The organism is Streptomyces sp. NPDC052114, assembly GCF_040680155.1.
Lineage (GTDB): Bacteria > Actinomycetota > Actinomycetes > Streptomycetales > Streptomycetaceae > Streptomyces.
Genome location: NZ_JBFAWC010000001.1, coordinates 62958 through 89318, shown reverse-complemented (window position 1 = coordinate 89318; position 26361 = coordinate 62958). Strand labels below are relative to the sequence as shown.

Here is a 26361-nt window from a genome sequence, read left to right as displayed (position 1 = left end):
CGACACCCCGACCGCTCATGGATCGACACAAGCGGTCGGGTCACAAAGGAACCCGTCCACTGCCGAGCAGAAACGATCTGCCGTCGGCGACGGGCCCCACCCGGCCCGGTGGCACGGCTGGAACGGCCCTCTGGCCAGCCTCTATGATCGGCACACTTTCCTGCGCGGGCCCGGCCTCCGAGCCGCCGCCGGCCACCCGCCCTCCGCCCGACGAGACCTGTTCGAGCACAAACTGCACTGCGGGAGCAAGCGGTGAACGGAACGTCCGAAGGGCCCACCCCCACCACGGCCACGGCACCCGACCAGGCCAGGACGACCGGCGCGAAGGCCCGGCCCCGGGAGCGGGCCGACCACCGCGGCGCCTTCATGACCGCCCCGCTCCCCCTGGCCGTCGTCGACTCCGAGGGCCTGGTCGTCGACGCCAACGAAGCCCTCGCCGCCCTCCTCGGCACGGCCCCCGGGGCGCTCGCCGGACGCGTCGCCGCGGACCTGGTCGACCTGGCCTCCGACGCCCGCACCTGGCACGCGTACCGCGAGGTGCTCCGCGGCCGGCAGGCCAGACTGCGGTGCAGCCGCCGGCTCAAGCACGCCGACGGGCAGTCCCTGTGGGTCCAGATCACGGTGTCGCCGATGCCCGCGGCGCCCGGCGGGGACGCCGGGGACCGCGGGGACGGCGAGAGGACCGTGCTGCTGGCCGCCGCCGACATCACCGCACGCCGCGAGCTGCAGGCCCGGCTGCGCCACGTGCAGATGCACGACCCCGTCACCCGGCTGCCCAACCGCAACCTGTTCTTCGAGCGCCTGGCCGCCGCGCTGGAGGCGGGCGCCTACGACGACACGAGCAGCGGCCGGATCGGGCTCTGCTACCTCGACCTGGACGGGTTCAAGGCGGTCAACGACACCCTCGGCCACCGGATCGGCGACCGGCTGCTCGCCGCCGTCGCCGAGCGGCTCCTGCGCTGCGCCGACCGGTCCGGGTACGGCAGGGCGGCGGCGCCGCTGGTGGCGCGGCTGGGCGGGGACGAGTTCGCGCTGCTCGTCGAGGAGTCGACCGGCACGGACCAGCTGGCGGACCTCGCCGAGGCGGCCCTGAAGGCGCTGCAGGAACCGTTCGACCTCTCCGGGCAGCGGCTCTCCGTCTCGGCCTCCATCGGCGTGGTGGAACGGCGCGCCGCGGGCACCACCACGACCGGCCTCATGCAGGCCGCCGATACCACGCTGTACTGGGCCAAGACCGACGGCAAGGCCCGCTGGACCCTCTTCGACCCCGAGCGCAACGCCCACCGCATGACCCGCCAGACGCTCGCCAGTTCGCTGCGCCCCGCCGTCGAGCGCGACGAATTCGTCCTGGACTACCAGCCGTTGGTGGGACTCGACGACGAGGGCGTACGGGGCGTCGAGGCGCTGGTGCGGTGGCGGCATCCACAGTTCGGACTTCTGACGCCGAATCGGTTCATCGGACTGGCCGAGGAGGACGGCTCGATCGTGCAGCTCGGCCGGTGGGTGCTGCGGACCGCCTGCCGGCAGGCCCGGCGCTGGCAGCTGGCGCACCCGGAGCGCGAGCCGGTGTTCGTCAGCGTCAACGTGGCGGTGCGGCAGGTGTGGGACTCCGACCTGGTCGCGGACGTCGCGGACATCCTCGCCGAGACCGAACTCCCGGCGGGTCTGCTCCAGTTGGAGCTCACGGAGTCCGCCGTGATGGGCTCGGCGGGACGCCCGTTGCAGGCCCTTCAGGCGCTCAGCGACATGGGCGTGCGGATCGCCATCGACGACTTCGGCACGGGGTACTCGAACCTCGCCTACCTGAGCCGGCTCCCGGTGTCCGCGCTGAAGCTGGACGGGTCGTTCGTGCGGGGCTTCATGTACGAGGAGGGCGAGGAGCACCTGAACCCCGCCGACGAGGTCATCGTCGAGGCGATGGTGCAGCTGGCGCACCGGCTGGGGCTCACGGTGACCGCGGAGTGCGTGGAGACCGCGGCGCAGGCCGCGCGGCTCCGGCGGATCGGGTGCGACACCGGGCAGGGGTGGCTGTACTCGCGGCCCGTGCCGCCGGAGCGCATCTCCGTCCTGCTGGGCGGGGAGCCCTCCTAGGCGGAGGGCTCCCCTTCGCGCGCTCAGGCCGTCGGCAGTCCGTACGCGTCCGCGATCAACTCGTAGGAGCGCAGACGGAGATCGCCGCTGTGGGCGTTGCCCGTGATCATCAGCTCGTCGGCGCCGGTGCGCTTGGCGAGGTCGTCGAGGCCGGTGCGGACCTGGTCGGCGGTGCCGTGGATGACGTTGGAGTTCCAGGTGGTGATGAACTCCCGCTCCATCTCGGTGAACCGGTGCGCCTCCGCCTCCTCGGGGGTGGGCACGAGGCCGGGGCGGCCGGTGCGCAGGCGGACCATGTTCAGGGCGGCGGCCATGACCTGGCGGCGGGCCTCGTTCTCGTCGTCGGTGGCGAGGGCCGAGACGCCGATGAGGGCGTAGGGCGCGTCGAGGACGGCGGACGGCTTGAACGACTCGCGGTACAGGTCGAGCGCCGGGACGGTGTTCTGCGCGGAGAAGTGGTGCGCGAAGGCGAACGGCAGGCCGAGGACACCGGCAAGACGGGCGCTGAAACCGGAGGAGCCGAGCAGCCAGATCGGCGGGCGGTGGGGGGACTGCACACCGCCGGGCGAGGTCGCCTGGACGGGTCCCGGCACCGCGTGGATGCGTCCGTACGGGTGGCCGTCGGGGAAGTCGTCGTCCAGGAAGCGGATGAGCTCGGCGAGCTGCTGGGGGAAGTCGTCGGCGCCCTCGTTGAGGCGGTCGGTGCGGCGCAGGGCGGCGGCGGTGGCGCCGTCGGTGCCGGGGGCGCGGCCGAGGCCCAGGTCGACGCGGCCGGGGGCCATCGCCTCCAGCGTGCCGAACTGCTCGGCGATGACGAGCGGGGCGTGGTTGGGCAGCATCACGCCGCCGGAGCCGAGCCGGATGCGGCCGGTGTGGGCCGCGAGGTGGGCGAGGATCACGGCCGGGGACGAGGAGGCGACACCGGGCATGGAGTGGTGCTCGGCCACCCAGTAGCGGTGGTAGCCGCGGCTCTCGGCGAGCTTCGCGATCCCGACGCTGGTGCGCAGGGCGTCGGTGGCGGTGCGGCCCGCCCCGACGGTCACCAGGTCGAGCACGGACAGGGGCACGGGCGCGGTGCCGTGCCGCTCGCCGTGGATGCCGTCGTCGTCCGGGCGCTCCCCGCGGTCGTCGCGGGTGCCGCCGCCGGTCGGGTCCACTGTCACTGGGGGTGCCTCCTGCACTGCGTACGTACGTCACGTGGGTACGCGAGAGCCAACAGGAGGCTCACTCCGTTTTATTCCCCGCCCGGCGGCCGGGCCGCGCGCGGCGCTACCGTGCCGACCATGGCTGATCGCAGGAAGACCCTCGTCGACGGAGTCGAGGTCGAGGTGCCCAACACCATCCCGGACATCCGCGCCGCCCTGCCCAAGGAGCGGCGCGCGGAGTTCGACCGGGCCATCAACGAGGCCGGGGTCGACGAGATCCACGCGGTGATGCGGCACTGGATGCTGGAGGCCGTGCCCGATCCCGACGCCGAGGCCCGCCTCGCGCGCCTGGCCTCCGACGAGGCCGAGAGGCGGGGCACCGCGTGAGCCCCCGCCATCGCAGGGGCCACCGCGTCACCTACGCGCCGCCCGCCGACGACACCCTCGCCAAGATGGGCGACGCCGAGGCCTTCCGCGCCGCCCTCGCCCGCACCGTGGGCCGCGATCCCTACGGCCACGGCTCCACGCCCGTGCGCGACGACCCCGACCGCAGGGAGGCGACGGTGAACGGCGCCATCGTCCTCTACTACGTCTCCGGGTCGGTCCAGACGTTAACGGTGGTGCGGCTGATACTCAGCCCGTGAGGCCGCCGCTCACTCCCTGGCCTGGACGATCGGTTCCTTGGTGAACAGGGAGCCGAGCGCCGGGGCGTTCACCCGGCGCCGGGCCAGCCGCAGCGCCTCCCAGACCGTGACCTGGTTCGCCGTCAGGACCGGCTTGCCGACGGCGTCCTCCAGGTCGCGCAGGTACGCCGCCGTGTGCAGGGCCGTGTCCGGCAGGAGCAGCGCCTGTGCGTCCGCGTGGTCGCCCTCGCGGGCCAGCGCGAGCACCTCGTCGCGGCCCCAGGTGCCGACCTCCGCGGCGGTGATGATGCCGCTGCCGCGGGCCGCGACGACCTCCGTGCCCGCCGCCTTCAGGAAGGCCGAGAAGTGCCCGGCCACGTCCTCCGGGTACGTCGCCGCGATCGCGACGCGGTCCGCGTCCACCTCGCGCACGGCGTGGGCGAAGGCGAACGACGTCGAGGAGGCGGGCAGGCCCGCCGTGCGGGCGAGCGTGCGGACCTGGTCGTGGGCGCCCTCCCAGCCGAAGACGAAGCTGCCGCTGGTGCACGCCCACACGACCGCCTCCGCGCCGGACAGCCGCAGCTCCTCGACGCCCGCGGCGAGCCGGGCGGCCGAGCCCATCTCCAGGAGCGCGTCGACGCGGTGCGCGTCCTCTCCGATGTCCGTGTGGACGACCTGGAGCCGCACGTCGCTGCCGAGCATCTGCTCCATGCGGGGGTAGTCGTCCTCGGCCGAGTGCCCCGGGTAGAGGAATCCGAGTGCCGTCACGTCCAGCCTCCTCCTTCTGCGGGTGGCCCCGCGGATGGTCCATCGGGCAGGCCCTGCGGCGGCGCCGGCGGCCCCAGCGGGCTCGCGCCCGGCCGTGCCCCCGGATCGATCAGTGCCTGATAGGGCCCTACCGCACGCGTACCCAGCCGACGCAGGGCGGACCACATCGTCACCTGGTTCGCCGAGATCACCGGCATCCGCAGCTCCGCCTCAAGCTGCGGGATGACGTCGTACGTCGGGAGGTTCGTGCAGCTGATGAAGAGGGCGTCGACACTGCCGTGGACCGCGCGGCGCGCCATGTCGGAGACGTCCCGGTAGGGGACCTTCCAGATGTGCCGGGTGAGCCCGAGGTAGGCCCGGCCCGCGACGGTGACGCCGGCCTCGGCCAGGTACGCCTCCAGGGATTGGGTCACCGACCAGGTGTAGGGCGTGACCAGGGCGATGCGCCGGGCGCCCAGTTCGTCGAGGGCCTCCAGGAGCGCGCCCGAGGTGGTCACGGAGGAGACGGCGCCCTCGCGCGTCATCGCCTCGCACATGGCGCGCTCGCCGGCGGTGCCGCCGACGAAGCTGCCCGAGGTGCAGGCGTACGCGAGGACCTCGGGCTCCGCCGCGGTCAGCGCGCGCACCGCTTCGGCGAGCGTCTCGTGCTCGCTGACCAGGCGCGCGAGGTCCAGGCTGACCTCGACGGGCACGTAGGGAGTCCGGGTCAGATGCAGGGAGACCTCGTCCGGGATCCAGCGCCACAGTTCGCGGTCGAGGGCGAAGTCGAACGGAGCGACGACACCGACACCGCGTTGTGGGTGCGGTCCGCCGAGGAAGGAGACGTCCATGAGCAGGCCCCAAGTTCGTGCGTGGTGATCAGGGACCGGCCGGTGGCCGGGGACGAGCGATGCCGGCGACGCGCCGGGACGTCGGGACGGGGATGCCTGCGCGGACGTACCGCACAGAGTGTGCGAGCGGTTGCACGGAGAGTACGCGATTGTCGGGATGCCGGGGTACGACAGAGCCTCTGTTGACGAAGGTAGGTTCGGGTGCCAGCGTGGTCAATCCGCACATCTCAGACGGCCGATCCACACCTCCTCAGGGAAGCGGAATCTCATTGCGAAACGGTTTCCCCGCGATGTCCGACACGACGTCCGGCACGATGTCCGAAACGACCGTCCTGGTCCTTGACGCCGCGCCGCCCGCGCCGCCGCCCCGCCTCGGCCGGCTGACCGGACGGGCCCGCGTCCGGCACGCGGACGCGTCCACCCTGGCGGAGCAACTGCCGCTCGCGGACGCCCTGTTGGTGTGGGACTTCAGCTCGGACGCGGTGCGCCGGGCCTGGCCGGGCGAGGGGCCAAGGCCCCGCTGGGTGCACACGGCGAGCGCGGGCGTGGACCACCTCATGTGCCCCGAACTCGCCGCCTCCGACACGGTGGTCACCAATGCGCGGGGCGTCTTCGACGAGCCCATCGCGGAGTACGTGGCGGCGCTGGTGCTCGCCCAGGCCAAGGACCTACCGCGCACCCTGGACCTGCAGCGCGAGCGCGTCTGGCGGCACCGCGAGACCCGGCGGATCGCCGGCACGCGCGCGTGCGTGGTGGGCTCGGGGCCGATCGGCCGGGCCGTCGCCCGTACGCTGCGCAGGCTCGGCATCACCACGGCGCTGGTGGGCCGCACCGCGCGGGCCGGGGTGCACGCGTCCGAGGACCTGGACCGGCTGCTGTCGCGCGCCGACTGGGTGGTGTGCGCGGCGCCGCTCACGGACGAGACGCGCGGCATGTTCGACGCCCGGCGCTTCGGCGTCATGCAGCCGTCGGCGTACTTCGTCAACATCGGGCGCGGTCCCCTGGTCGTCGAGGACGACCTGGCGGCGGCGGTGTCCAACCGGTGGATCGCGGGCGCGGCGCTTGACGTCTTCGCGGACGAGCCGCTGCCCGCGGACAGCCCGCTGTGGACGGTGCCGGGGCTGATCGTCTCGCCGCACATGAGCGGCGACACGGTCGGCTGGCGGGACGAACTGGGCGCGCAGTTCGTCGAGTTGTTCGAGGACTGGGCGGCCGGCCGGCCGCTGAGGAACGTGGTCGACAAGAAACGTGGGTATGTCCCTGGGCATTGATCACCCCCCGACTGCCTGCTGAGGAGCGTGCATGACCGAGCTCACGGATCTCACCGCCGTACAACTCGTCGACGGCTACCGCAAGGGTGAATTCAGTCCCATCGAGGTGGTCCGTGCCGCGCTGGCGCGGGCCGAGGGGACCCAGGGCACGGTGAACGCGTTCGTCCGGCTGGAGGACGGGCCCGCCCTGGAACAGGCGGCGGCCAGTGCGGAGCGGTGGCGGCGGGGTGAGCCGCGGGGCCTGGTGGACGGCGTGCCGGTGTCGGTGAAGGACCTGCTCCTGCTGCGCGGCGGGCCGACCCTGCGGGGCTCGAAGACCGTGCGGGCGGAAGGCAGTTGGGACGAGGACGCGCCGTCGGTGGCCCGGCTGCGGGAGCACGGCGCGGTCTTCATCGGCCGCACGACGACCCCGGAGTTCGGCTGGAAGGGCGTCACGGACGGTCCGCAGAGCGGCATCACCCGCAATCCGTACGACCCCTCGCGCACCTCGGGCGGTTCCAGCGGCGGCAGCGCGGTCGCCGTGGCCGTCGGCGCGGGCCCCCTCTCGCTCGGCACGGACGGCGGCGGCTCGGTGCGGATCCCCGCCGCGTTCTGCGGCATCTTCGCGCTGAAGCCGACGTACGGCCGGGTGCCGCTGTACCCGGCGAGTCCCTTCGGGACGCTCTCCCACGTCGGCCCGATGACGCGCGACGCGGCCGACGCGGCGCTGATGATGGAGGTCATCACGGGCCCCGACCCGCGCGACTGGTCCCAGCTGGGCGCCGTGGCGGGCAGCTTCCGGGCGGGCCTGGAGGGCGGTGTGCGCGGGCTGCGGGTCGCCTACTCCCCCTCGCTGGGCGGGCAGGTCGCGGTGCGGCCGGCCGTCGCGGCGGCCGTGCGGCGCGCGGTGGAGTCGCTGGCGGCGCAGGGCGCGTACGTCGAGGAGGCGGACCCCGACTTCTCCGACCCGGTGGAGGCCTTCCACACCCTGTGGTTCAGCGGGGCCGCGCGCGTGGTGCAGCACTTCTCGCCCGCGCAGCGCGAGCTGCTCGACCCGGGGCTGCGGGAGGTCTGCGGGCAGGGCGCGCGGTACAGCGCGCTGGACTACCTCGCGGCCGTCGACGCCCGCATGGACCTCGGCCGCCGCATGGGGCAGTTCCACTCGACGTACGACCTGCTGGTCACGCCGACGCTGCCGATCACCGCGTTCGAGGCGGGCGCGGAGGTGCCCAAGGGCTCGGGGCACCGGCGGTGGACGGGCTGGACGCCGTTCACGTACCCCTTCAACCTCACCCAGCAGCCGGCCGCGACGGTCCCCTGCGGGGTCGACGACGACGGGCTGCCGGTCGGGGTGCAGATCGTGGGGGCGCGGCACACGGACACGGTGGTGCTGCGCGCGGCGCACGCCCTGTACGAGGCCGGGGCCGGGGGGATCGCACCGCCCGCCGTGGCGTAGGCGCCGGCGCTTCGCCCCCGGACCTCCGGTCCCCTGGCCCTCGGTCGCCGGGCGGCTCTACATCCGCCGGAAATTCAGGGTCTCGCCCTGCGCGCCCGCGCGCCACAGGTCGTTGCAGGCCTCGGCCATCCGGTCGAGGCCGTCGACGATCTGGCCCCAGACGATGCCGGGGACCCAGCCCACGTCGCCGTTCAGGAGCAGGTTGTTGCGCTCGTAGAACAGGGCGAGGTCGACGACGGTGGTGCCCGCCTTCACGTCGGCCGCCGGCTCGTAACCGTAGGCCTGGGTTCCCAATTCCGTGCCGGAGAAGGAGAAATAACAGAGATCTCCCGGAATAGGGGTGACTGTCGGATTCTCCAGGGGCGGCTCGCGGTCCGCGAAAGCCGGGAAGAGGGCGTAGATCTCATTGCGCGCATACTTCGCGTGATAGACGTCCGAGCCGAGGGGCAGTGCCTCCCACACCGCCGCGCAGGTCACCGGAGCCCGGTCGTCGAGCAGCTTTGCCGTGCACTGAACTCCCCGCTTGGCGAGGGAGACTTCGATGAATCGCTCTGCCATGTTTCCCATGCTCCTCCCTGGGTCAAGAGGACAACGATTGCATCAGGGGCGAGAATTCACCGGCATATCTCGTGTCGAGTCGGGTAGCCGCGCGCCCATGGCTCCACCACTTGGGAACGACGAGGGATTCATAGGCAGAGCGGTACGCCGCCGTGCCCTGCTCACCGGAGCGGGCGGGGCGGCGATGGCCGCGTTCGGGGTCTCGGCATGCAGCCGGGTCCCGGAGGAAGGGAAGGTCGAGGGGGGCGATCTACTGGACCGGCTGCGGGACAGCGGCACGGTCAGGATCGGTGTCGCGGGCGAGGTCCCGTTCGGCTACATCGACGAGAACGGCGAGGTCACCGGAGAGGCTCCGGCGATCGCCAAGGTCATCTTCCCGCGCCTCGGCGTGCCCAAGGTCAAGGCGGTGCCCACCAAGTTCGGTGCGCTGATTCCCGGGCTCACCCAGGCCCGGCAGTTCGACGTGGTGTCGGCGGGCATGTACATCAACCCGGTCCGCTGCGAGCAGGTGCTCTTCTCCGATCCCGACTACCTGATGCTCGACTCCTTCATCGTGAAGAAGGGCAACCCGCACGGCATCAAGTCCTACGAGGACATCGCCAAGAAGGGCCTGCGGCTGGCGAGCGGCACCGCCTACGCGGAGATCGACTACGCCAAGGCCGCGGGCGTGAAGGACGTCCTCGTGCTGCCCGACCAGGTGGCGGGCATGGACGCCGTGGCCCAGGGCCGCGTGGACGCCTTCGCCGGCACCAACGTCACCGTGCGCACGGTGATCAAGAACAACCCGCGGGTCGAGGCGACGGAGCCGTTCCAGCCGGTCGTCGACGGCAAGCCCGCCTACGGCGCCGGCGGCTTCGCCTTCCGGACCGGGGAGAAGAACCTCCGGGACGCCTTCAACAAGGAGCTGCACAAGCTCAAGGACAGCGGCGAGCTGCTGCGGATCGTCAAGCCGTTCGGCTTCACCGCCGACGAGATGACGGATCTGACCGTGGAGAAGCTGTGCCCCCCGGCGAAGGGCGGCTCCTGATGATGTCGTCGGAGTTCTTCTCCAACTGGTTCCTGCCCGGGATCTGGATCACCGTCCAGGTCACCTTCCTCAGCGCGGCCCTCGCCTTCGTGATCGCCTTCCCGATCGGCGTGCTGCGCACGTCCCGGATCTGGATCGTGCGCTTCCTCGCCGGGGCCTACTTCGAGATCTTCCGCAGCACCTCGTCGCTGGTCTTCATGTTCTGGATCGCGTTCACGGTGCCGCCGGTGTTCCACATCAGCTTCCAGCCGATGGCCGCGGGCATCCTCGCGCTCGGCATCACCTACGGGGCGTACGCCTCCGAGATCGTGCGCGGTGCGCTCGCCGCGGTGCCGCCCGCCCAGCGCGAGGCGGGCATCGCCCTGAACTTCACCCCGCTCCAGCGGCTGCGCCGCATCGAACTGCCGCAGGCCTGGCCGGAGATGATCCCGCCGTTCAACAACCTGCTGATCGAGCTGCTCAAGGGCACCTCGCTGGTCTCCCTCATCGCGGTGGCCGACATGACCTTCGCGGGTGACCTGCTGCGGCTCGTCAAGAACGAGAGCGCGCCGATCTACACGCTGCTGCTCGCGCTGTACTTCGTCCTCGCCTTCCTCCTCACCCGCGGCATGCGGCTCCTGGAGCGGCACGCCAAGAAGCGGGTCGGACAGGCGCCCGCGAAGAGCGGCCTGTTCGGCGGGATGCGCTCGTCGTCGTCGATCGATGCCGTCACCGGCACGGGGGGTGCCAAGTGAACTGGGACTGGTCGCATGTCGACGACTTCATGCCGCTCTTCTGGGACGGCGTGTGGCTCACCCTCAAGGCGCTGTTCTTCGGCACCCTGATCGCCTTCTCCCTCGGCCTGGTCTGGGCCGTCGCCCAGCGCTCGGAGAAGAAGTGGATCCGCTGGCCGGTCACGGCGGTCACCGAGTTCATCCGCAACACCCCGCTCCTGGTGCAGCTGTTCTTCCTCTTCTACGTGGTGCCGCAGTGGGGGCCCTCGATGTCGCCCCTCACCACGGGCATCGTCGGGCTCGGGCTGCACTACTCGACGTACACCTCCGAGGTCTACCGGGCCGGGATCGAGGGCGTGCCCGCGGGGCAGTGGGAGGCGGCGACCGCGCTCAGCCTCTCCAAGCGCCGCACGTGGACGGCCGTGATCCTGCCGCAGGCGGTGCGCAGGGTGATCCCCGCGCTCGGCAACTACGTGATCGTCATGCTGAAGGAGTCGCCGCAGATGGCGGCCATCGGCGCGCTGGACATGCTGGGCCAGGCCCAGGGATTCAGTCAGACGACCTTCACCTACGAGGCGATCAGCGTGGTCGGTGTCGCCTTCATCGTCATCGCCTACCCGGCCTCTCTTCTTCTGCGAGTTTTGGAGCGTCGCCTTGTCCGCTGACAGCAGCACTTCCCAGGAAATCCCCAACCCGGCCGTCGACGGCAGCGAGCTGATCCGCTTCGACAAGGTCGTCAAGCGCTACGGCTCGAACACCGTCCTCGACGAGCTGGACTTCTCGGTCGCCTCCGGCAAGCACGTGACGCTGATCGGCCCCTCCGGCTCCGGCAAGACCACGATCCTGCGGCTCCTGATGACGCTGGTGAAGCCCGAGCAGGGCACCATCAAGGTGGGCGGCAGGTACCTCACGCACGAGGAGAAGAACGGCAGACTCGTCCCGGCCGGCGAGAAGCACGTGCGCGAGGTCCGCAAGAACATCGGGATGGTCTTCCAGCAGTTCAACCTGTTCCCGAACATGAAGGTGCTCAGGAACGTCACGGAGGCGCCCGTCAGCGTCCTCGGCCTGTCCCGGGACGAGGCGGAGGAGCGGGCCCGCGAGCTGCTCGACATGGTGGGGCTCGGCGACCGCTGCGACGCGTACCCGACGCAGCTCTCCGGCGGCCAGCAGCAGCGGGTCGCCATCGCGCGGGCGCTGGCGATGCGTCCGCAGGTCCTGCTGCTGGACGAGGTGACCTCCGCGCTCGACCCGGAGCTGGTGGCCGGCGTCCTCGACGTGCTGCGCGACATCGCGCACACCACGGACATCACCATGCTCTGCGTGACCCACGAGATGAACTTCGCCCGGGACATCTCGGACCAGGTGCTGATGTTCGACTCGGGCCGGGTCATCGAGTCCGGTACGCCCGAGAAGATCTTCACGGAGCCGGAGCACGAGCGGACCCGCGAATTCCTCAGCGCGGTGCTCTGACCGCGCCGCACCGCCCGGGGCCGCGGACCAGTTCCGCGGCCCGGGGCATGACCTGGGCATATGCCACAGTGGCGCGTTCCGGCCGACACGGCCGGAGCGCGCCGACAATCTCCCCAACAGCCGCTCCGAACGCGCTACTTGCCGGTTATCGTGGAACGAGCCCAACTGTCCGGAACCGTTCCACGCAGGGGGAAGTCGTGGTGTTGAAGCACGAGGCGACCGCGCCGCACCACTCGGTGCAGGGCGCCCTGCGCGTGCTGGAGATCGTCGCCCGGCACGGCACCGGGGTCACCACCGCCGAGCTCTCCCGCGAGAGCGGCGTCCCCCTCGTCCGGCTCACCCCGCTCCTGCGCATGCTGCGCCGCGAGGGTTACGTCGAGCAGCTCACCGACACGGCGACCGGTGCGTACGTCACCGGGGAGTCCCTCAGCCGCCTCGGCTCGGCCCACCGGCACGACGAGGCGCTGCGCGAGAAGCTCCAGCAGATCCTGGACGGCCTGCGCGACTCCATCGGCGCCGCCGTCTACATCAGCCGCTATCTGGACGGCGAGGTCCGCGTCACCGAGTTCGCCGCGGGCCCCCGCACCCCCGCGGTCAACGAATGGGTGGACTTCCGCTCCTCCGCCCACGCCAGCGCGGTCGGCAAGAGCCTGCTCACCCAGCTCGACGTGAACGGCCGCAGGGACCACCTCTCGCGCCACAAGATGGCCCGCCTCACCTCGCGGACGATCACGAACGAGCGGGTCCTGCTCAACCGCCTCGCCGCCCAGCCCGCCACGGTCCCGGTCCTCGACCTCCAGGAGTACGCGGTCGGCACGGTCTGCGCGGCCGTCCCCATCACCGCGGGCGCCGCCGTGGGCTGCCTCGCCCTGTCCCTGCCGGTCGAGCACGCACACCGGCTGCGCGAGGCCGCGGACACGCTGAACCGCGGGGCGGCCCCGGTGCTGCTCTCCCTGGCGATCTAGGCGCGGCGCCGCGCCCGCCCGCCGTGGTCACGGGCACCCTCCCGGACCAGGTACTATTTACTCGTCAGCAAGCGCCGCTAGCTCAGTTGGTTAGAGCAGCTGACTCTTAATCAGCGGGTCCGGGGTTCGAGTCCCTGGCGGCGCACAGACAGCGAAGGCCCTCCGTTCACGCGGAGGGCCTTCGTCGTGTCCGGCCCCGCCCGGCCTCGCCTCGCATGCCCCCCGCGTCCACCCTGTCGGGCCGCTGCCCTGTCAGGCCGCTGTCAGCACCGGTCCTGATCCTGGGTGCGGTACGTACAGGACTTCGGGGATATGGGCCTTGGGGGCAGCAGGATGGTCTGGACGCAGTGCGCAAAACCACGGCCGTTCGCGGCACGGCGGCTGGTCTGTTTTCCGCACGCGGGAGGCTCGCCCTATTTCTTTCAGGCCTGGGCCAAAGAGCTCACGGATTTCGAGGTGCACTCGGTGTGTTATCCCGGGCGCGCGGAACGGATGTCCGAGCCGCCGGCCACCGATATCCGGAGCATGACCGGGCCCATCGCCGATTCCGTCGAGGAATTGCTGTCCGACGGACGGCCCACCGATTTCTTCGGGCACAGCATGGGGGCGGCCATCGCCTATGAGGTGGCCGTCGCCCTGGAGGAGCGCGGGCATTCCCTCGGGCATTTCTTCGCCTCGGGGGCACGGGCGCCGCAGCTGATGGAACCGGACGCCGCCGCGGAGACCACCTGGGACGACGAGGCGGTCACCGAGACGCTGGTCGAGCTGGGCGGGACGGACACCGAGCTGCTGCGGAACCCGGCCTTCGTCGACATGGTGATGCCCTACATCAGGGCCGACTTCCGCATGCTCGCCTCCTACGGGCCCGAGCGGCACGTCCGTCTCTCGTGCGCCGTCACGGCCCTCCTCGGGGAGACGGACCCCCGGGTGAGCCCCCGGCAGGCGGACGCCTGGCGGGAGTCGACCCGGGGACCCTTCCGGATGCGGACGGTCCCCGGCGGTCACTTCTACCTGGCCGAGGACCCGCCCTTCGCCGTCCTGGCCGCGTCAGCCGCCGAGGCCGGCTGAGCCCGCGGGGCGGTCGCGGTACATCTCGGCCAGCCGGAAGGCCAGGTCGAGCGACTGCGTGTGGTTCAGGCGCGGGTCGCAGGCCGTCTCGTAGCGCTGGGGCAGGTCCTCGGGCCGGATCGCGTTGCCGCCGCCCACGCACTCGGTGACGTCGTCCCCGGTCAGCTCCACGTGGATGCCGCCGGGGTGGGTGCCCAGCTCGTGGTGGACCTCGACGAAGCCGCGCACCTCGTCCATGATCGCGTCGAACCTGCGGGTCTTGTGGCCGCTGGCCGCGGTGATGGTGTTGCCGTGCATCGGGTCGCTCACCCAGCAGACCAGCGCGCCCTCCGCGTTGACCTTCTCCACCAGCGTGGGCAGCACGTCGCGGATCCGCTCCGCGCCCGCCCGGACCACGAAGGTCAGACGGCCCGGCTCGCGGTCCGGGTCGAGCCGGTCGAGCAGGCCGAGCACGTCGTCCGGGCGGGTGGCCGGGCCCAGCTTGACCGCGATGGGGTTGGCCACGCGCGAGAAGTACTCGACGTGCGCGCCGGTCAGGTCCCGGGTGCGCTCCCCGATCCACAGCAGATGGCCGCTGGTGGCGTAGGAGCGGCCGCTCTCGGCGTCGGCGCGGGTCAGGGCCGCCTCGTAGTCGAGCAGCAGGCCCTCGTGGCTGACGAAGAACTCGGCGGAACCCATCTCCCGGGTGTCGACGCCGCACGCGTGCATGAAGGCCAGGCTGCGGTCGATCTCGTCGGCCAGGCGCTCGTAGCGCTCGCCGGCCCGGGAGTCCGCCACGAAGCCCCGGTTCCAGGCGTGCACCTGGCGCAGGTCGGCGAAGCCGCCGGTGGTCAGGGCCCGGACCAGGTTGAGCGTGGTGGCCGAGGACTCGTACATCGTGCGCAGCCGCCGCGGGTCGGGCCGCCTGGCCTCGGCGGTGAAGTCCGTGCCGTTCACGGCGTCGCCCCGGTAGGAGGGCAGCACGACGTCGCCGCGGCGCTCCTCGGAGCTGGAGCGGGGCTTGGCGTACTGGCCGGCCATCCGGCCGACCTTGACGACCGGCAGCGAGGTGGCGTGGGTGAGGACCACGGCCATCTGGAGCAGGGTCTTGAGCTTGCCGTGGATGGCCTCGGCCGTCGTGCGCGCGAAGGTCTCCGCGCAGTCGCCGCCCTGGAGCAGGACGGCCTCGCCGCGCGCCACGGCCGCCATCCGGCGCCGCAGCAGGTCGCACTCGGCGGCGAAGACCAGCGGCGGGGCGGTCGCCAGCGCGCGGGCCACGGCGGTCAGCTCCGCCCGGTCGGGCCAGTCGGGCTGCTGTGCCGCGGGAAACGCGCGCCAGGATTCGGCGGCGCCATTCTTGGCTTCGGATTCCCTCGTGCTGATTCTCATTGCTGCCTTCCGTACGGGCGGCGGACAGGGCGGAAGATCTCATTAAAGGCGCGGTACGGGGACGACACCCGGCATTTGCCGCCGAGTTCGACGGGCCTCAGCACAATCCACCGGGACCACTCGGGTCAAGCGAATCGGGAGTGGTCCGCATCCGGGGGCACGGATTGGTCTGGCACCGCCGACGGGCCCGCTGATTTGCTGACCGCAGCCGAAACGGACCGAATCGGCCGATGCCGCAGACGGCACCGAATTCACGAGGAGTTCACCATGCCGGGAACGAGCACGATCGGTGTCAGGGTCACCGATACGGAGCTGCCGGGCCACGACCCGCTCGACCTGTACGCACAGCTGCGGGAGCTGCTCCCGGCGCAGGACGTCTTCCTCTTCGAGAGCGTGGACGGCGCCGACCAGGACCGCCGCTCGGCCGTCGTCGGCTTCGGCCGGCTGGCCGAGCTGAGGGTCTACGACGGGCGCGTCGAGATCGACGGCGCCGACGGCGTCGCCGACGCCCTGGCCCGGGAGGCGGCGGCGCTCGGGATGACCCCGGACCCGTCGTCCGCGGCGCCCGGCGCACGCGGGCTGCGCTTCACGGGACCGGACCGGATGTGGGAGCTGCTGTCGCGGGCGCAGGGGCTGTTCGCCGTGGACACCGGGCTGCCCACGACGTCGTACGCCTTCGGGTTCCTGACCACGTTCGCGTACGAGTCCGCCTGGCACATGGAGGAGCTGCCCGCGCGCACCAAGGAGCCGCGCGGCCCCGACATCACCCTCACGCTCTTCCGCGAGACGGTCTGGTACGACCTGACCACGGGGCGGGTGCGGCGGCTGACCGCCGAGAGCGACGCCTTCGCCGGGGCGCCGGGCCCGGTGGACGCCTCCGGCGCGCTGCGCGCGGCCTGCGCGGCCGTCGCGGGCGGGGCCGCCGTGCCCGCGGCTCCCGCGCCGCTGTCCGTGCGCGACAGCGTGAGCCGGGAGACCTTCCTGGGCTGGGCCGACCGGTGCCTGGAGCACATCAGGGTCGGGGACATCTACCAGATCCAGATCGGCCACCGCATCGACGTGCGCTCCACCCTGACGCCGATCGAGGTCTACCGCAGGCTGCGGGACCGCAACCCGTCGCCGTACATGTATCTGATGCCCCGCGCGGGCAGCACGCTGATCGGCGCGAGCCCCGAGCTGTTCTTCCGGGTCGAGGGCGACACGATCGAGATGCGGCCCATCGCGGGCACCGCGCGGCGCGGCCCGGACGACGAGGAGAACCAGCGGCGCGTCAAGGAGATGCGGGAGAGCACCAAGGAGCGCGCCGAGCACATCATGCTGGTCGACCTGTGCCGCAACGACATCGGCCGCGTCACCCGCCCCAGCACCCAGCCCGTCGACCGGCTGATGGCGGTGGAGACCTTCTCGCACGTCTTCCACCTGGTCTCCTCCGTCGCGGGCCGGCTCCAGGACGGGGTGGACGCCTGGCAGGCGGTGCGGGCGACCTTCCCCGCGGGGACGATGACCGGGGCGCCGAAGGTGCGCGCCATGGAGATCATCGACGGCCTGGAGGAGCAGCGGCGCGGCAGCTACGCGGGCGCCGTGGGCCTGGTCGACGTGCGCGGCTGGAGCGAACTGGCCCTGTGCATCCGCACCGTCGAGTACGACGGGACGACGTACTCCACCCAGGCCTCGGCGGGCATGGTCGCCCAGTCGGAGCCCGCGGCCGAGTGGCGGGAGACCCTCGCCAAGATGGGGGCCGCCTACTGGGCGCTCACCGGTGAGGAGCTGCTGTCGTGAACACCACCGATCCGAAGGACATCGCGGACATGAAGGTCCTGCTGATCGACGCGTACGACAGCTTCGTGCACATCATCGACCAGTACCTGCGCACGCTGGGGGCGCGGACGGAGGTCGTGCGGTCGCTGACCCGCTCCCCCGACGAGCTGGCCGCCTCGCGGCCCGACGCGGTGGTGCTCGGGCCGGGGCCGGGCCATCCCGCCGAGTCCGGCCACGTCGAGCTGGTGCACCGGTTCGCCGGGCGGGTGCCGCTGCTCGGGGTGTGCCTGGGCCACCAGGCGATCGCGCTGGCCCACGGCGGCCGGATCGAGGTCGCCGACCAGGTGATGCACGGCCGCACCAGCATGGTGCGGCACGACGGCGAGGGCCTGTTCCAGGGGCTCGGCCACACCCTGGAGGTGACCCGCTACCACTCGCTGATCGTCGCCGAGCCGCTCCCGGACGAGCTGGTCACCACCGCCGTCGCCATCGACCACGGCTATGTGATGGGGCTGCGGCACCGCACGCTGCCCATCGAGTCCGTGCAGTTCCACCCGGAGAGCATCACGACCACGGGCGGCCTGGACATGATGCGCAACTTCCTCGCGTCGGCCGCGGGTTCACCGGCCCGGCTCACCGGCGTCTGACCGCGCCCACCGCCCTGATGGCCTCGCCCACCGCGGAGCGGGGCAGGTGCGCGTGGCCCACCACGAGCGCGGGGGCGTCCCCGCGGGGCCGGGCGTGGAACGCGGCGGCCCCGCGCACCAGGACGGAGCGGCGCAGCGCCCCGGCGACCAGCGCCCCCTCGTCGGTCCCCCGGGGCAGCCGCACGTAGGCGTGCAGCCCGGCGGCCGGGCCGGGCACCGCGGCGCCGGGCAGGTGCGCGCGCACCGCCTCCTCCAGGGCCTGTCTGCGGGTGCGGGCCAGGGAGTTGAGCCGGCGCAGGTGCCGGTCGAACAGGCCGGTGCGCAGGAGTTCGGCGAAGGCCAGCTGGGTGAGGCTCTCGGTGCCCAGGTCGTGCCGGGCGCGGGCCCGCAGCAGCTGTTCGAGCATCGGCTCGGGGGCGGTGAGCCAGCCCAGACGCAGGCCGGGCGAGAGCGCCTTGCTCGCGGTGCCCGCGTAGACGACCCGGTCGGGCAGGGTGCGCTGGAGCGCGAGGGGCCGGGCGCCCCGCTCGTACCAGAGCCCGCCGTCGTAGTCGTCCTCGATCACCCAGCCGTCGACGTCCCTGGCCCAGCGGGCCAGGGCCTCGCGGCGCCGCGCGGACAGCGTCACACCGGTGGGGAACTGGTGGGCGGGCGTGACCAGGACGGCGCGCGCGCCGGAGGCGGCCAGCGCGTCGACGTCGATGCCCTCGGCGTCGACCGGCACGGGCAGGGTCCGCAGCCCGCTCTCGCGCACGAACTGGCGCTGGCCCGGGTGGCCCGGGTCCTCGATCGCGAGCGCGTCGATGCCCAGGTGCCGCAGCACCGGGCAGAGCAGACCGAGCGCCTGCGCGAATCCGCCGACCACCATGACCCGCTCCGGCGCGGTGCGCACTCCCCGCAGCCGGCCCAGGTAGGAGGTGAGTTCGCGGCGCAGCGCGGGCTCACCGGCCAGCGGCGGGTAGTCGTGGTGGGTCAGCTCGGCCTCGTGCAGGGCCTGCTGGTAGCAGCGCAGCCACTCGCGGCGCGGGAAGGCGGGGACGTTGCTGCCGCCGGGGCGCAGGTCCCAGCGGACCGGCGGGACCTGTCCCTCGTCCAGCAGCGCGGGCACGACGGCCGTGTCCTCGATGTGGCCCACCACCCGGGTGCCCGCGCCCTGTGCCGCCTCCAGGTATCCCTCGGCGACGAGCTGTCCGTACGCCTCCACCACCACGCTGCGCGAGACGTCGAGGTCACCGGCGAGCCGGCGACTGGACGGCAGCCGGGTGCCCGGGTGGAGAATCCCCTCGGATATCTCCTTCTTGATGAATTCCTGGATCTGCGAGGTCAGGGAATGCGTGGAATCCCTGACCACCTCGACCGCGATGTGCAGCGCCACGGACCTGTCCCTTCTGAAGTGGACCGCAAAGGTCACCGGTGAGTGGTCTGGAACGGGCGTGCCGCTTTTTACAGACTGGGCGGCGAAACGTCCGCTGGCGCCTTTCAAGGAGAGTCCCCGTGACTGCCGAGCCGCAGGGTCGTACCTGGCCGCACTTGCTGAACGCGCTCCTGGAGCGCACCGATCTGACCGCCGACGACACGGCCTGGGCGATGGACCAGGTGATGTCGGGCGACGCCGGGGCCGCCAAGCTGGCCGGGCTGCTGGTGGCGCTGCGCGCCAAGGGCGAGACCGTGGACGAGGTCGAGGGCATGGTGCGCGCCCTGTACCGGCACGCCGTGCCGCTGGAGGTCGCGGGCCCCGCCGTGGACATCGTCGGGACCGGCGGCGACGGCTCGAACAGCGTCAACGTCTCCACGATGTCGGCGGTCGTGGCGGCCGCGGCGGGCGCCCGGGTGGTCAAGCACGGCAACCGCTCGGCGTCCTCGGCCTGCGGCTCGGCCGACGTCCTGGAGGAGCTGGGGGTGGCGCTGACCCTGGAGCCGGAGCAGGTCGCGGCGGTCGCCGAGGAGGTCGGCATCACCTTCTGCTTCGCCCCGGCGTTCCACCCGGCGATGCGGCACGCGGCCGGGCCGCGCCGCGACCTCGGCATCCGCACGGCCTTCAACCTGCTGGGCCCGCTGGCCAATCCGGCCTCCCCCGCCGCGCAGGCGGTGGGCGTCGCCGACCGGCGCCAGGCGCCGCTGCTCGCGGGGGTGCTGGCCCGGCGCGGGGTGTCCGCGCTGGTCTTCCGCGGGGACGACGGGATGGACGAGCTGACGGTCACCACCACCTCCACGGTCTGGTCGGTCGTCGGGTGCGAGGTGCGCACCGAGTCCTTCGACCCGCGCGACATCGGGATCGACTACGCCCCGGCCGCCGCCCTGCGCGGCGGGGACCGCGCTCACAACGCCCGGGTGGCCCACGAGGTGTTCGCCGGGGCCAGGGGGCCGGTGCGGGACGCGGTGCTGCTCTCGGCGGCGGCCGGTCTGGCGGCTCTCGCACCGTCCGGGAGGAGCGTCACCGAGCGGCTCGCGGCCGGGGTGGAGCGGGCCGCCGAGGCCATCGACTCGGGCGCGTCGGCGGCCGTGCTCGAACGCTGGGCGACGATCACCTCGAAGCACGCGCAGGGCGGCTGACGCGGCCGGCGGCGACCAGGGCGGCGACGGCCGCCCTGGGGCTGGTGCCGGTGACCACGGACTCGCCGACCAGGACGGCGTCGGCGCCGTGGGCCGCGTACGCACGGACGTCCTCGGGGCCGCGGACGCCCGACTCGGCGATGCGCACCACGCCCTCGGGGAGCCCGGGGGCGACCCGCGCGAAGGTCGCGCGGTCCACCTCCAGGGTGCGCAGGTTCCGGGCGTTGACCCCGACGAGCCGGGCGCCGGCCGCGACCGCGCGCTCGGCCTCCCGCTCGTCGTGCACCTCGATCAGCGGGGTCAGGCCGATCTCCTCGGCCTGGCCGAGCAGTTCGGCCAGCTGGGCCTGGCCGAGGGCCGCGACGATGAGCAGCGCCAGGCTCGCGCCGTGCGCCCGCGCCTCCCACAGCTGGTAGGGGTCGACGATGAAGTCCTTGCGCAGCAGCGGCACGTCCACCGCGGCGCGGACCGCGGCCAGGTCGTCGAGCGAGCCGCCGAACCTGCGCCGCTCGGTGAGGACGCTCACCGCGCTCGCGCCGCCCGCCGCGTAGTCGGCGGCCAGCGCCGCCGGGTCGGCGATGTCGGCGAGCGCGCCCTTGGAGGGGCTGGCCCGCTTCACCTCGGCGATGACCTTCACGCCGTCCGTGCCGCGCAGCAGCGCGACGCAGTCGCGGGCCGGTCCCACGGCGGCCGCCCGGTCGGCCAACTCGGCCTGGGAGACCTCGCGTCGGCGGTCCGCCATGTCGGCGAGGGCTCCCTCGACGAGCGCGTCGAGTGCGTTCATCTGGCTGTGTCCTTCCCCATGCGGGGCGCCGGACGGAAACGGGCCGGTCCGCGACCGGCGGTGGCGCCACCGGAGAAGACCCTAGGAACGGGCGAAAGCCGAATCCACCTTCTTAAGCATTGGATGAAACTCGCAGGTGGGAATGGACCGGCGGTTTTCCGCCCGTTCGGATATCGAAATCGCGATGCGGTTTCCGTGCACCTTTCCGCGCGATTCCCCGGTCCTGTCAGCGCGCCGTCAGCGCCTTGTCAGTGGACGGCCCGGGACATACGGAAATCCTTTGTACGTCATTACGCCGTACGTCATTCCGCCGTACGTCATGCCGCCGGGTGTTCGCGCAGGACCGCCACCACGTCCTCGGCGACCTCGGCGATGCTCGGGCGGCCGAGCAGGAGCTCGGGGGCGAGCGGGACGCCGCACCAGCGCTCCAGCTCGCCGGCGAGCCAGGTGCCGGTCGCCGAGTCGACCCCGAAGGCGCTGAGCGGCACGTCGAGGTCGATGACGTCCGGCGCCAGTTCCAGCATCCCGGAGAGCACGTGGACGAGGTGGTCGGCCACCTCCTGCTCGGTGATGTCCTGCGGGGCCTTCGTACGCGCACTCATCTGCTGTCTCCTCCGTGCATCTGCGGGACTTCGGGTCCGCGGGGCCGGTGGCCCCCGGCTTCAACGACTGGACCACTGGGCGAGCAACCGCAGCCGGCCCGCCGCCACGTGCTCCGCGCAGGCCCGGCGGCGGATCTTGCCGCTGGTGGTGCGGGGCACCTTGTTCCTGGCCACCGCGTAGACGCTCACCGGCGCGGGCAGCGCCTTGGCGGCCGCGATGCCGGCGGCGCGCACGGCGGCGGCCAGCTCTTCCGGGTCGCGGGCGCCGGTCTCGATGACGACGGCCACCCCGTCGCGCTCCTCGGTCAGCGGCCAGGCGGCGGCGCGCTGGTGCGCGAAGGCGGGGTGCGCGGCGGCCGCCACGGCCTCCAGGTCCTGCGGGAAGTAGTTCTCGCCGCCGATGATCAGTACGTCCTTGAGCCGCCCGGTGACGAAGAGTTCACCGCCGTCGAGGAAGCCCAGGTCTCCGGTGCGGACGAAGGAGCCCTCCGTGCCCGGCGGGCCGCCCTCGGTCCGCGCGCCGAACACCTCGGCCGTCGCCGCCGCGTCGGCCCAGTAGCCGCCGCAGTTGCCGGGCGCGGCCACCCAGAGCTCGCCGACCACCCGCTCCGCGAGCGGATGGCGGGTCGCGGGGTCCACGACGCACACCCGGGTGCCGGGGATCGCGGTGCCGCAGCCGACCAGTTCGACGGTGTCCGGGGACGGGCCGACCGGCACGGCCTTGCCCTCCGCGAGCGCGGTCCGGTCGTAGTGGCGCACCCGGGTCGGCGTCAGCGGCTCCCCTATGGTGACGCTGAGCGTGCACTCGGCGAGGCCGTAGCCGGGCGAGAAGGCCTCCGCGCGGAAGCCGCTCGCCCCGAACGCCTCGGCGAACCGGCGCAGCGTCGCCGCCCGCACGGGCTCGGCGCCGTTGGCCGCCACCCGCCAGGACGACAGGTCGATCAGCTCCCGCTCGGCCGCCGGGACGCGCTGGACGCACAGGTCGTACGCGAAGTCGGGGGCGGGCGCGAACACGTCGTCCTCGGCCGCGACGGCGCGCAGCCACACACGGGGGTCGCGCACGAACGTGGCGGGCTCCATGGAGACGGCCGCCGCCCCCGACACGAGCGGCAGGACGACACCGGTGCACAGCCCCATGTCGTGGAAGAACGGCAGCCAGGAGACCACGGTGGTGCCGGCGCCGATGTCGCAACGGTCGCCCAGGGCACGCTGGTTGGCGACCAGGTCGCCGTGGCGGACGATCACCCCGCGGGGGTCGCCCGTCGAGCCGGAGGTGTACTGGAGCAGGGCGGTGGCCGCCGGGTCCAGGGCCTCGGGGGCGGGCGGCGCGGGCGTGTCGTGCGCGGGCCGCGTCACGGGGATCCAGGAGAGCGGCGGCCCCTCGCCCTCGGCGTCCGCCCGCCGCGCCTCCTCGGCGTCCTCGGCCGTGGAGACGAGCGCGGCGACGGGCGCGCAGTCGCGGCGGATCGCCATGAGGCGGTCGGAGCGGACGGTGGCGCGCTGCCGCGCGCCGGTGCGCAGCGCGGGTACGGGCACCGCGATCATGCCCGCGTACAGACAGCCGAGGAAACCCACGTGGAAGTCGAGGCCCGGCAGGGCGGGGACGATGACGCGGTCGCCGGGTGCGCCCGTCGCACGCAGGGCGGCGGCCACGGCGCGCACGCGCGCCAGGAGTTCGGCGGCGGTCAGGCGGGCGAGGCGCTCGCCGCCCGCGCCGAGCGCGGTGAACGGCGGGCGGTCCGCGTCCAGTCGGGCGCGGGCCAGCAGCGCGTCGACGACGGTGTCGGTCCGGGGCGGCGCGGTCGGACGGTCCACGGCTGCACTCTCCTCAGGCGGCGTGGTGCCCGGCCGCCGCGCGGTCGAGCCACTGGGTGAAGGCGGGCAGGTCCGGCAGGATCACCGTCGAGCAGGCGAGCACGGCGAGGTTCTGCCGCATGGCGGTGATCGCGACGACCGTGCGGCCCGCCCGGTAGGCGGAGAGCATCTCGGCGGCGGTGCCCATGCTGGGCTCGTGCCCCGGCAGCCAGGCCACGCACACGTCGCTGCGGGCGGCCAGCAGGGTCAGCTCGTGGAACATCTCGGTGAGGTCGACGAGTTCGGGCGCGAGCTCGGCGCGGTGAACGGAGCGCACCGCGGTCAGCCGGGCGTGGGCGGCGCGGATGTCGGCCGGGTGCGCGGCCTCCCACTCGGCCATCAGGACGCCCGGGTCGTGGATGACGGCGTCGGGCCGGTGGGCGCGGATGGCGGAGGTCAGGGCCGCGCGGTAGGACTGGTCGATCAGGTTCGAGCCGGTCCTCGCGCCCTGCATGGTCCCGGCGAGGAAGAAGGACGGCGCGGTCCCCGGCAGGGGCGGAAGTCCGGTGGCCGTCGTCTCGGTGGCCGTCATTCGTCCTCCTGGGAGTAGGCGGGCAGTTCGAGGCCGGCGGGCGCGGCGGCGCGGTGCAGGGCGGCGGCCCGCAGCAGCACGTCCTCGACGTCCCCCGGAGCCACGCCGACGGCGTCGGCGACCGTCTCGCGGTTCTTGTCGAACGCGCGCGTCCCGTGGCGGGCGACGACGCCCTGGTTGTCCTTGGAGATCATGCCCCGCACCGCCATCCGCGCCTGCCGCCCGGCGAGCGGCAGAATGAGCTCCGCGAGCTGTTGGGTGCCGGGGTGGACCACGCGTACGGAGACGCTGTGCTGCTCGGGGTGGAGCAGCTGGGGGCGGATCGCGTCGGCGGCCGGCGGGACGGGGCCGAGGACCTGCTCCGGGCGCAGCACGAACGCCCGCGAGATCACGTTGTGGCCGCGGCGCGGGCTGAAGCGCAGGTAGTTCAGCTGGATCGAGTCGTCGTCGAGCTGCCAGCGCACCCGCACCCCGCTCGGCGCGGGCGAGCCGTCGGCGCGCGAGCGCAGCGGATAGGCCTCGGCCGTCCGCGACACCGCGCCGTCCACCGCGTCGGCCCGCTCCAGGCGCAGCGGGGCGCGGTGCAGCAGATACGGGTCGAGGACGGTGATGCCGTCCGCGTCGTGGTAGACGGCGGCCACGTGCCGGCCGTCGAAGCGGTACTCGGCGGCCACACCCGCGTGTTCGGCGACGAGCCGCCCGGCCTCGAAGGACTGCCAGGCGCAGGTGCCCCCGTAGGACGCGGGCAGCGGTCCTTCGCCGAAGTACTCGTGGAGCTGGGCCGCGCTGTTGTACGGGTACGAGGTGAGGAGGTCGGCGAGCACGGTGCCCTGGACCGCGCGCAGCGGTGCGGCGGCCCCGGCCCCGTACGGCGCCGACCGTACGGAACCGGCCAGTTCCACCGGCCTTTCGGTGCTGATCACGTCCATGCCCCGGCCTCCCACGACCATCGTCGGATCGCTGTGGATCGGCCGCTCTGCCGCGACCTGGGAGGAGCCTGCCAACCCTTGCTGACAGGGGCCTGACGGAGCGGGCGGACTAGCCGGCCCGCTCCGGGGTGAGCGTGACGGGCAGCCCGCTGTAGCCGTGGACGAAGTTGGAGTAGAGCCGCTGCGGGGGTCCGTCGAGCCGGATTTCGGCCACCCGCTCGCGGAGCGCCTCGACCATGGCGTTCACGTGCACCCGGCCCAGGAAGGCGCCCAGGCAGAAGTGCGGGCCGTGCCCGAAGGCCACGTGCTTGTTGGGGGTGCGGGCGACGTCGAAGGCGTACGGGTCGGCGAAGACGTCCTCGTCGAAGTTGGCGGAGCTGTTCCACAGGGTGACCACGTCACCGGCCTTGATGACCCGGTCGCGCAGCGGCACGTCCTCCAGGGCGCGGCGCCCGAAGTGCATGGCGGGGGTCGTCCAGCGCATCACTTCCTCGGTGGCGCTGTCCGCGTCCACCTCGCCGGACTTGAGCCTGCGCCACTGCTCGGGGTTCTCGCTGAAGGCGATGAGGCCGCCGATGGAGGACATCCGGCTGGACTCGTCGCCGCCGAGGATGAGGCTGTAGCAGTTGAAGACGACCTCGTCGTCGGCGAGCGGGGCGCCGCCGACCGTGGCCGTGGCCAGGGTGCTGATGACGTCCTCGCCCGGGTTCCTGCGCCGCTCGGCGGCCAGCTCGGAGAAGTAGAGCAGGATCTCGTTGCGGGCCATCACCTCGTCCAGGGCGCTGTCCTCGGAGCTGTGCCGCGACAGCGTCTGGGTGTTCCACTCGACCAGGCGCTCGCGGTCGGCGGCGGGGATGTCCATCAGGTCGCCGATCGTGTTGATCGGGATGTGGTCGGCGACGTCGGTGACGAAGTCCAGCGAGCCGTGTTCCAGGGCCTGTTCGACCAGTTCGCGGGTGCGGCGGTGCACGCCGTCCACCACGGGCTGGAGCACCCGGGGCGAGAACGACTTGAGCATGAGGTTGCGGATCTCGCGGTGCCGGGCGCCGTCGGTGACCGCCAGCATCTTGCGGGAGGCGGAGTCCTCGCCCTGCAGGAGGGTGGCGAGGACGTTGCCGCGCTCGGAGGTGAACCGCTTGTTGTCGCGGTAGACGTCGACCACGTCGGCGTACTTGGAGATCGCCCAGAACCCGGGCATCCGGGCGCCCGCCACGGGCTGCCAGTGGACCGGGCTCTCGGCGCGGAAGCGGCGCCACATGGCGTGCGGGTCGTGGTCGAGGAAGGTCTGCGGGTCGGTGAGGTCCAGGCCGTCGAGGCCGGGCCCGGCGTCCGGGGCCCGGGTCGTGGCGGTCGGGGTGTGCGTCGTCATG

The 26361-nt window shown here is 72.9% G+C and carries 26 protein-coding genes and 1 tRNA gene; 15 read left to right on the top strand and 12 right to left on the bottom strand.

The genetic code is table 11. The features are described 5' to 3' along the window. Positions 1-237: 237 nt before the first annotated feature. Complete coding sequence (locus AB0L89_RS00360) at positions 238-2091, top strand: EAL domain-containing protein (RefSeq protein ID WP_365133881.1); 1854 nt, start codon at positions 238-240, stop codon at positions 2089-2091. A 23-nt stretch (positions 2092-2114) separates the two neighbouring features. On the opposite strand, the gene AB0L89_RS00355 is transcribed toward AB0L89_RS00360, so the two are convergent. After that, a complete protein-coding gene (locus tag AB0L89_RS00355; RefSeq protein WP_365133878.1) occupies positions 2115-3188 on the bottom strand; it encodes an LLM class flavin-dependent oxidoreductase in 1074 nt (357 codons plus the stop codon). Between the two features lie 186 nt (positions 3189-3374). Here AB0L89_RS00355 and AB0L89_RS00350 point away from each other — a divergent pair, with 186 nt between their 5' ends. Both AB0L89_RS00350 and AB0L89_RS00345 read left to right on the top strand, forming a co-directional pair. Beyond that, positions 3375-3623 (top strand): hypothetical protein, encoded by a 249-nt coding sequence (locus AB0L89_RS00350; protein ID WP_365131892.1) that lies wholly within the window; start codon positions 3375-3377, stop codon positions 3621-3623. A gap of 65 nt (positions 3624-3688) precedes the next feature. Beyond that, positions 3689-3880: a hypothetical protein gene (locus AB0L89_RS00345; RefSeq protein WP_365133875.1), complete on the top strand. Its 192-nt coding sequence runs from the start codon at positions 3689-3691 to the stop codon at positions 3878-3880. A 9-nt stretch (positions 3881-3889) separates the two neighbouring features. Here the strand turns inward: AB0L89_RS00345 and AB0L89_RS00340 are convergent, their stop codons facing one another. After that, positions 3890-4627 carry a decarboxylase gene (locus AB0L89_RS00340; protein WP_365131889.1) on the bottom strand — a complete coding sequence of 246 codons (738 nt, stop codon included), beginning with the start codon at positions 4625-4627 and terminating at the stop codon, positions 3890-3892. Next, positions 4624-5457 (bottom strand): decarboxylase, encoded by an 834-nt coding sequence (locus AB0L89_RS00335; RefSeq protein WP_365131886.1) that lies wholly within the window; start codon positions 5455-5457, stop codon positions 4624-4626. The genes AB0L89_RS00340 and AB0L89_RS00335 overlap by 4 nt, the downstream gene beginning before the upstream one ends. Positions 5458-5747: 290 nt before the next feature. On the opposite strand from AB0L89_RS00335, the gene AB0L89_RS00330 reads away from it, so the two are divergent. Then, entirely contained in the window at positions 5748-6728 is a 981-nt protein-coding gene (locus AB0L89_RS00330; RefSeq protein WP_365131883.1) for a D-2-hydroxyacid dehydrogenase, read from the top strand. 31 nt (positions 6729-6759) lie between these two features. Next, complete coding sequence (locus tag AB0L89_RS00325; protein ID WP_365131880.1) at positions 6760-8163, top strand: amidase; 1404 nt, start codon at positions 6760-6762, stop codon at positions 8161-8163. Positions 8164-8220: 57 nt separating this feature from the next. On the opposite strand, the gene AB0L89_RS00320 is transcribed toward AB0L89_RS00325, so the two are convergent. Further along, positions 8221-8721 (bottom strand): DUF3830 family protein, encoded by a 501-nt coding sequence (locus AB0L89_RS00320; protein WP_365131877.1) that lies wholly within the window; start codon positions 8719-8721, stop codon positions 8221-8223. A gap of 97 nt (positions 8722-8818) precedes the next feature. On the opposite strand from AB0L89_RS00320, the gene ehuB reads away from it, so the two are divergent. The 7 genes from ehuB (at position 8819) to AB0L89_RS00285 (ending at position 13964) form a co-directional block, all read left to right on the top strand. Continuing rightward, complete coding sequence (ehuB, locus tag AB0L89_RS00315) at positions 8819-9748, top strand: ectoine/hydroxyectoine ABC transporter substrate-binding protein EhuB (protein ID WP_365131874.1); 930 nt, start codon at positions 8819-8821, stop codon at positions 9746-9748. Between the two features lie 2 nt (positions 9749-9750). After that, entirely contained in the window at positions 9751-10482 is a 732-nt protein-coding gene (gene ehuC, locus AB0L89_RS00310) for an ectoine/hydroxyectoine ABC transporter permease subunit EhuC (RefSeq protein ID WP_365133872.1), read from the top strand. Continuing rightward, on the top strand, positions 10479-11126 hold the full coding sequence (gene ehuD / locus AB0L89_RS00305; protein WP_365131871.1) for an ectoine/hydroxyectoine ABC transporter permease subunit EhuD: 648 nt from the start codon (positions 10479-10481) through the stop codon (positions 11124-11126). Before ehuC ends, ehuD begins: the two co-directional genes overlap by 4 nt. Next, complete coding sequence (gene ehuA, locus AB0L89_RS00300) at positions 11116-11931, top strand: ectoine/hydroxyectoine ABC transporter ATP-binding protein EhuA (RefSeq protein WP_365131868.1); 816 nt, start codon at positions 11116-11118, stop codon at positions 11929-11931. Before ehuD ends, ehuA begins: the two co-directional genes overlap by 11 nt. Positions 11932-12128: 197 nt before the next feature. Beyond that, entirely contained in the window at positions 12129-12896 is a 768-nt protein-coding gene (locus AB0L89_RS00295; protein ID WP_365131865.1) for an IclR family transcriptional regulator C-terminal domain-containing protein, read from the top strand. 71 nt (positions 12897-12967) lie between these two features. Then, positions 12968-13041, top strand: a tRNA-Lys gene (locus tag AB0L89_RS00290). Between the two features lie 167 nt (positions 13042-13208). Next, a complete protein-coding gene (locus AB0L89_RS00285) occupies positions 13209-13964 on the top strand; it encodes an alpha/beta fold hydrolase (RefSeq protein ID WP_365131862.1) in 756 nt (251 codons plus the stop codon). Here AB0L89_RS00285 and AB0L89_RS00280 read toward each other — a convergent pair. Then, positions 13944-15332 carry a class II 3-deoxy-7-phosphoheptulonate synthase gene (locus AB0L89_RS00280; protein WP_365131859.1) on the bottom strand — a complete coding sequence of 463 codons (1389 nt, stop codon included), beginning with the start codon at positions 15330-15332 and terminating at the stop codon, positions 13944-13946. The two genes, AB0L89_RS00285 and AB0L89_RS00280, sit on opposite strands and share 21 nt — an antisense overlap. 267 nt (positions 15333-15599) lie before the next feature. Here AB0L89_RS00280 and AB0L89_RS00275 point away from each other — a divergent pair, with 267 nt between their 5' ends. Both AB0L89_RS00275 and AB0L89_RS00270 read left to right on the top strand, forming a co-directional pair. Then, the gene (locus tag AB0L89_RS00275; RefSeq protein ID WP_365131856.1) at positions 15600-17111 is read left to right on the top strand and encodes an anthranilate synthase component I family protein; all 1512 of its coding nucleotides are present in this window, start codon (positions 15600-15602) and stop codon (positions 17109-17111) included. Between the two features lie 29 nt (positions 17112-17140). After that, a complete protein-coding gene (locus AB0L89_RS00270; protein WP_365133869.1) occupies positions 17141-17737 on the top strand; it encodes an aminodeoxychorismate/anthranilate synthase component II in 597 nt (198 codons plus the stop codon). On the opposite strand, the gene AB0L89_RS00265 is transcribed toward AB0L89_RS00270, so the two are convergent. Further along, positions 17724-19112, bottom strand: coding sequence for a PLP-dependent aminotransferase family protein (locus AB0L89_RS00265; protein WP_365131853.1), 1389 nt, complete (start codon positions 19110-19112; stop codon positions 17724-17726). The two genes, AB0L89_RS00270 and AB0L89_RS00265, sit on opposite strands and share 14 nt — an antisense overlap. A gap of 119 nt (positions 19113-19231) precedes the next feature. On the opposite strand from AB0L89_RS00265, the gene trpD reads away from it, so the two are divergent. Further along, positions 19232-20290 carry an anthranilate phosphoribosyltransferase gene (gene trpD / locus AB0L89_RS00260; RefSeq protein ID WP_365131851.1) on the top strand — a complete coding sequence of 353 codons (1059 nt, stop codon included), beginning with the start codon at positions 19232-19234 and terminating at the stop codon, positions 20288-20290. On the opposite strand, the gene trpC is transcribed toward trpD, so the two are convergent. The 6 genes from trpC to AB0L89_RS00230 all read right to left on the bottom strand — a co-directional run bounded on the left by trpC (position 20262) and on the right by AB0L89_RS00230 (position 26360). Then, a complete protein-coding gene (gene trpC, locus AB0L89_RS00255; protein ID WP_365131848.1) occupies positions 20262-21074 on the bottom strand; it encodes an indole-3-glycerol phosphate synthase TrpC in 813 nt (270 codons plus the stop codon). The genes trpD and trpC overlap by 29 nt on opposite strands. A 317-nt stretch (positions 21075-21391) precedes the next feature. Then, positions 21392-21676 carry an acyl carrier protein gene (locus tag AB0L89_RS00250; RefSeq protein ID WP_365131845.1) on the bottom strand — a complete coding sequence of 95 codons (285 nt, stop codon included), beginning with the start codon at positions 21674-21676 and terminating at the stop codon, positions 21392-21394. 60 nt (positions 21677-21736) lie between these two features. Then, positions 21737-23491 carry a fatty acyl-AMP ligase gene (locus tag AB0L89_RS00245; protein ID WP_365131842.1) on the bottom strand — a complete coding sequence of 585 codons (1755 nt, stop codon included), beginning with the start codon at positions 23489-23491 and terminating at the stop codon, positions 21737-21739. 13 nt (positions 23492-23504) lie between these two features. Then, the gene (locus AB0L89_RS00240) at positions 23505-24062 is read right to left on the bottom strand and encodes a hypothetical protein (protein ID WP_365131839.1); all 558 of its coding nucleotides are present in this window, start codon (positions 24060-24062) and stop codon (positions 23505-23507) included. After that, on the bottom strand, positions 24059-24991 hold the full coding sequence (locus tag AB0L89_RS00235) for a hypothetical protein (protein WP_365131836.1): 933 nt from the start codon (positions 24989-24991) through the stop codon (positions 24059-24061). The genes AB0L89_RS00240 and AB0L89_RS00235 overlap by 4 nt, the downstream gene beginning before the upstream one ends. 109 nt (positions 24992-25100) lie before the next feature. Further along, positions 25101-26360, bottom strand: coding sequence for a cytochrome P450 (locus AB0L89_RS00230; RefSeq protein WP_365131833.1), 1260 nt, complete (start codon positions 26358-26360; stop codon positions 25101-25103). Between the last annotated feature and the right edge of the window lies 1 nt (position 26361).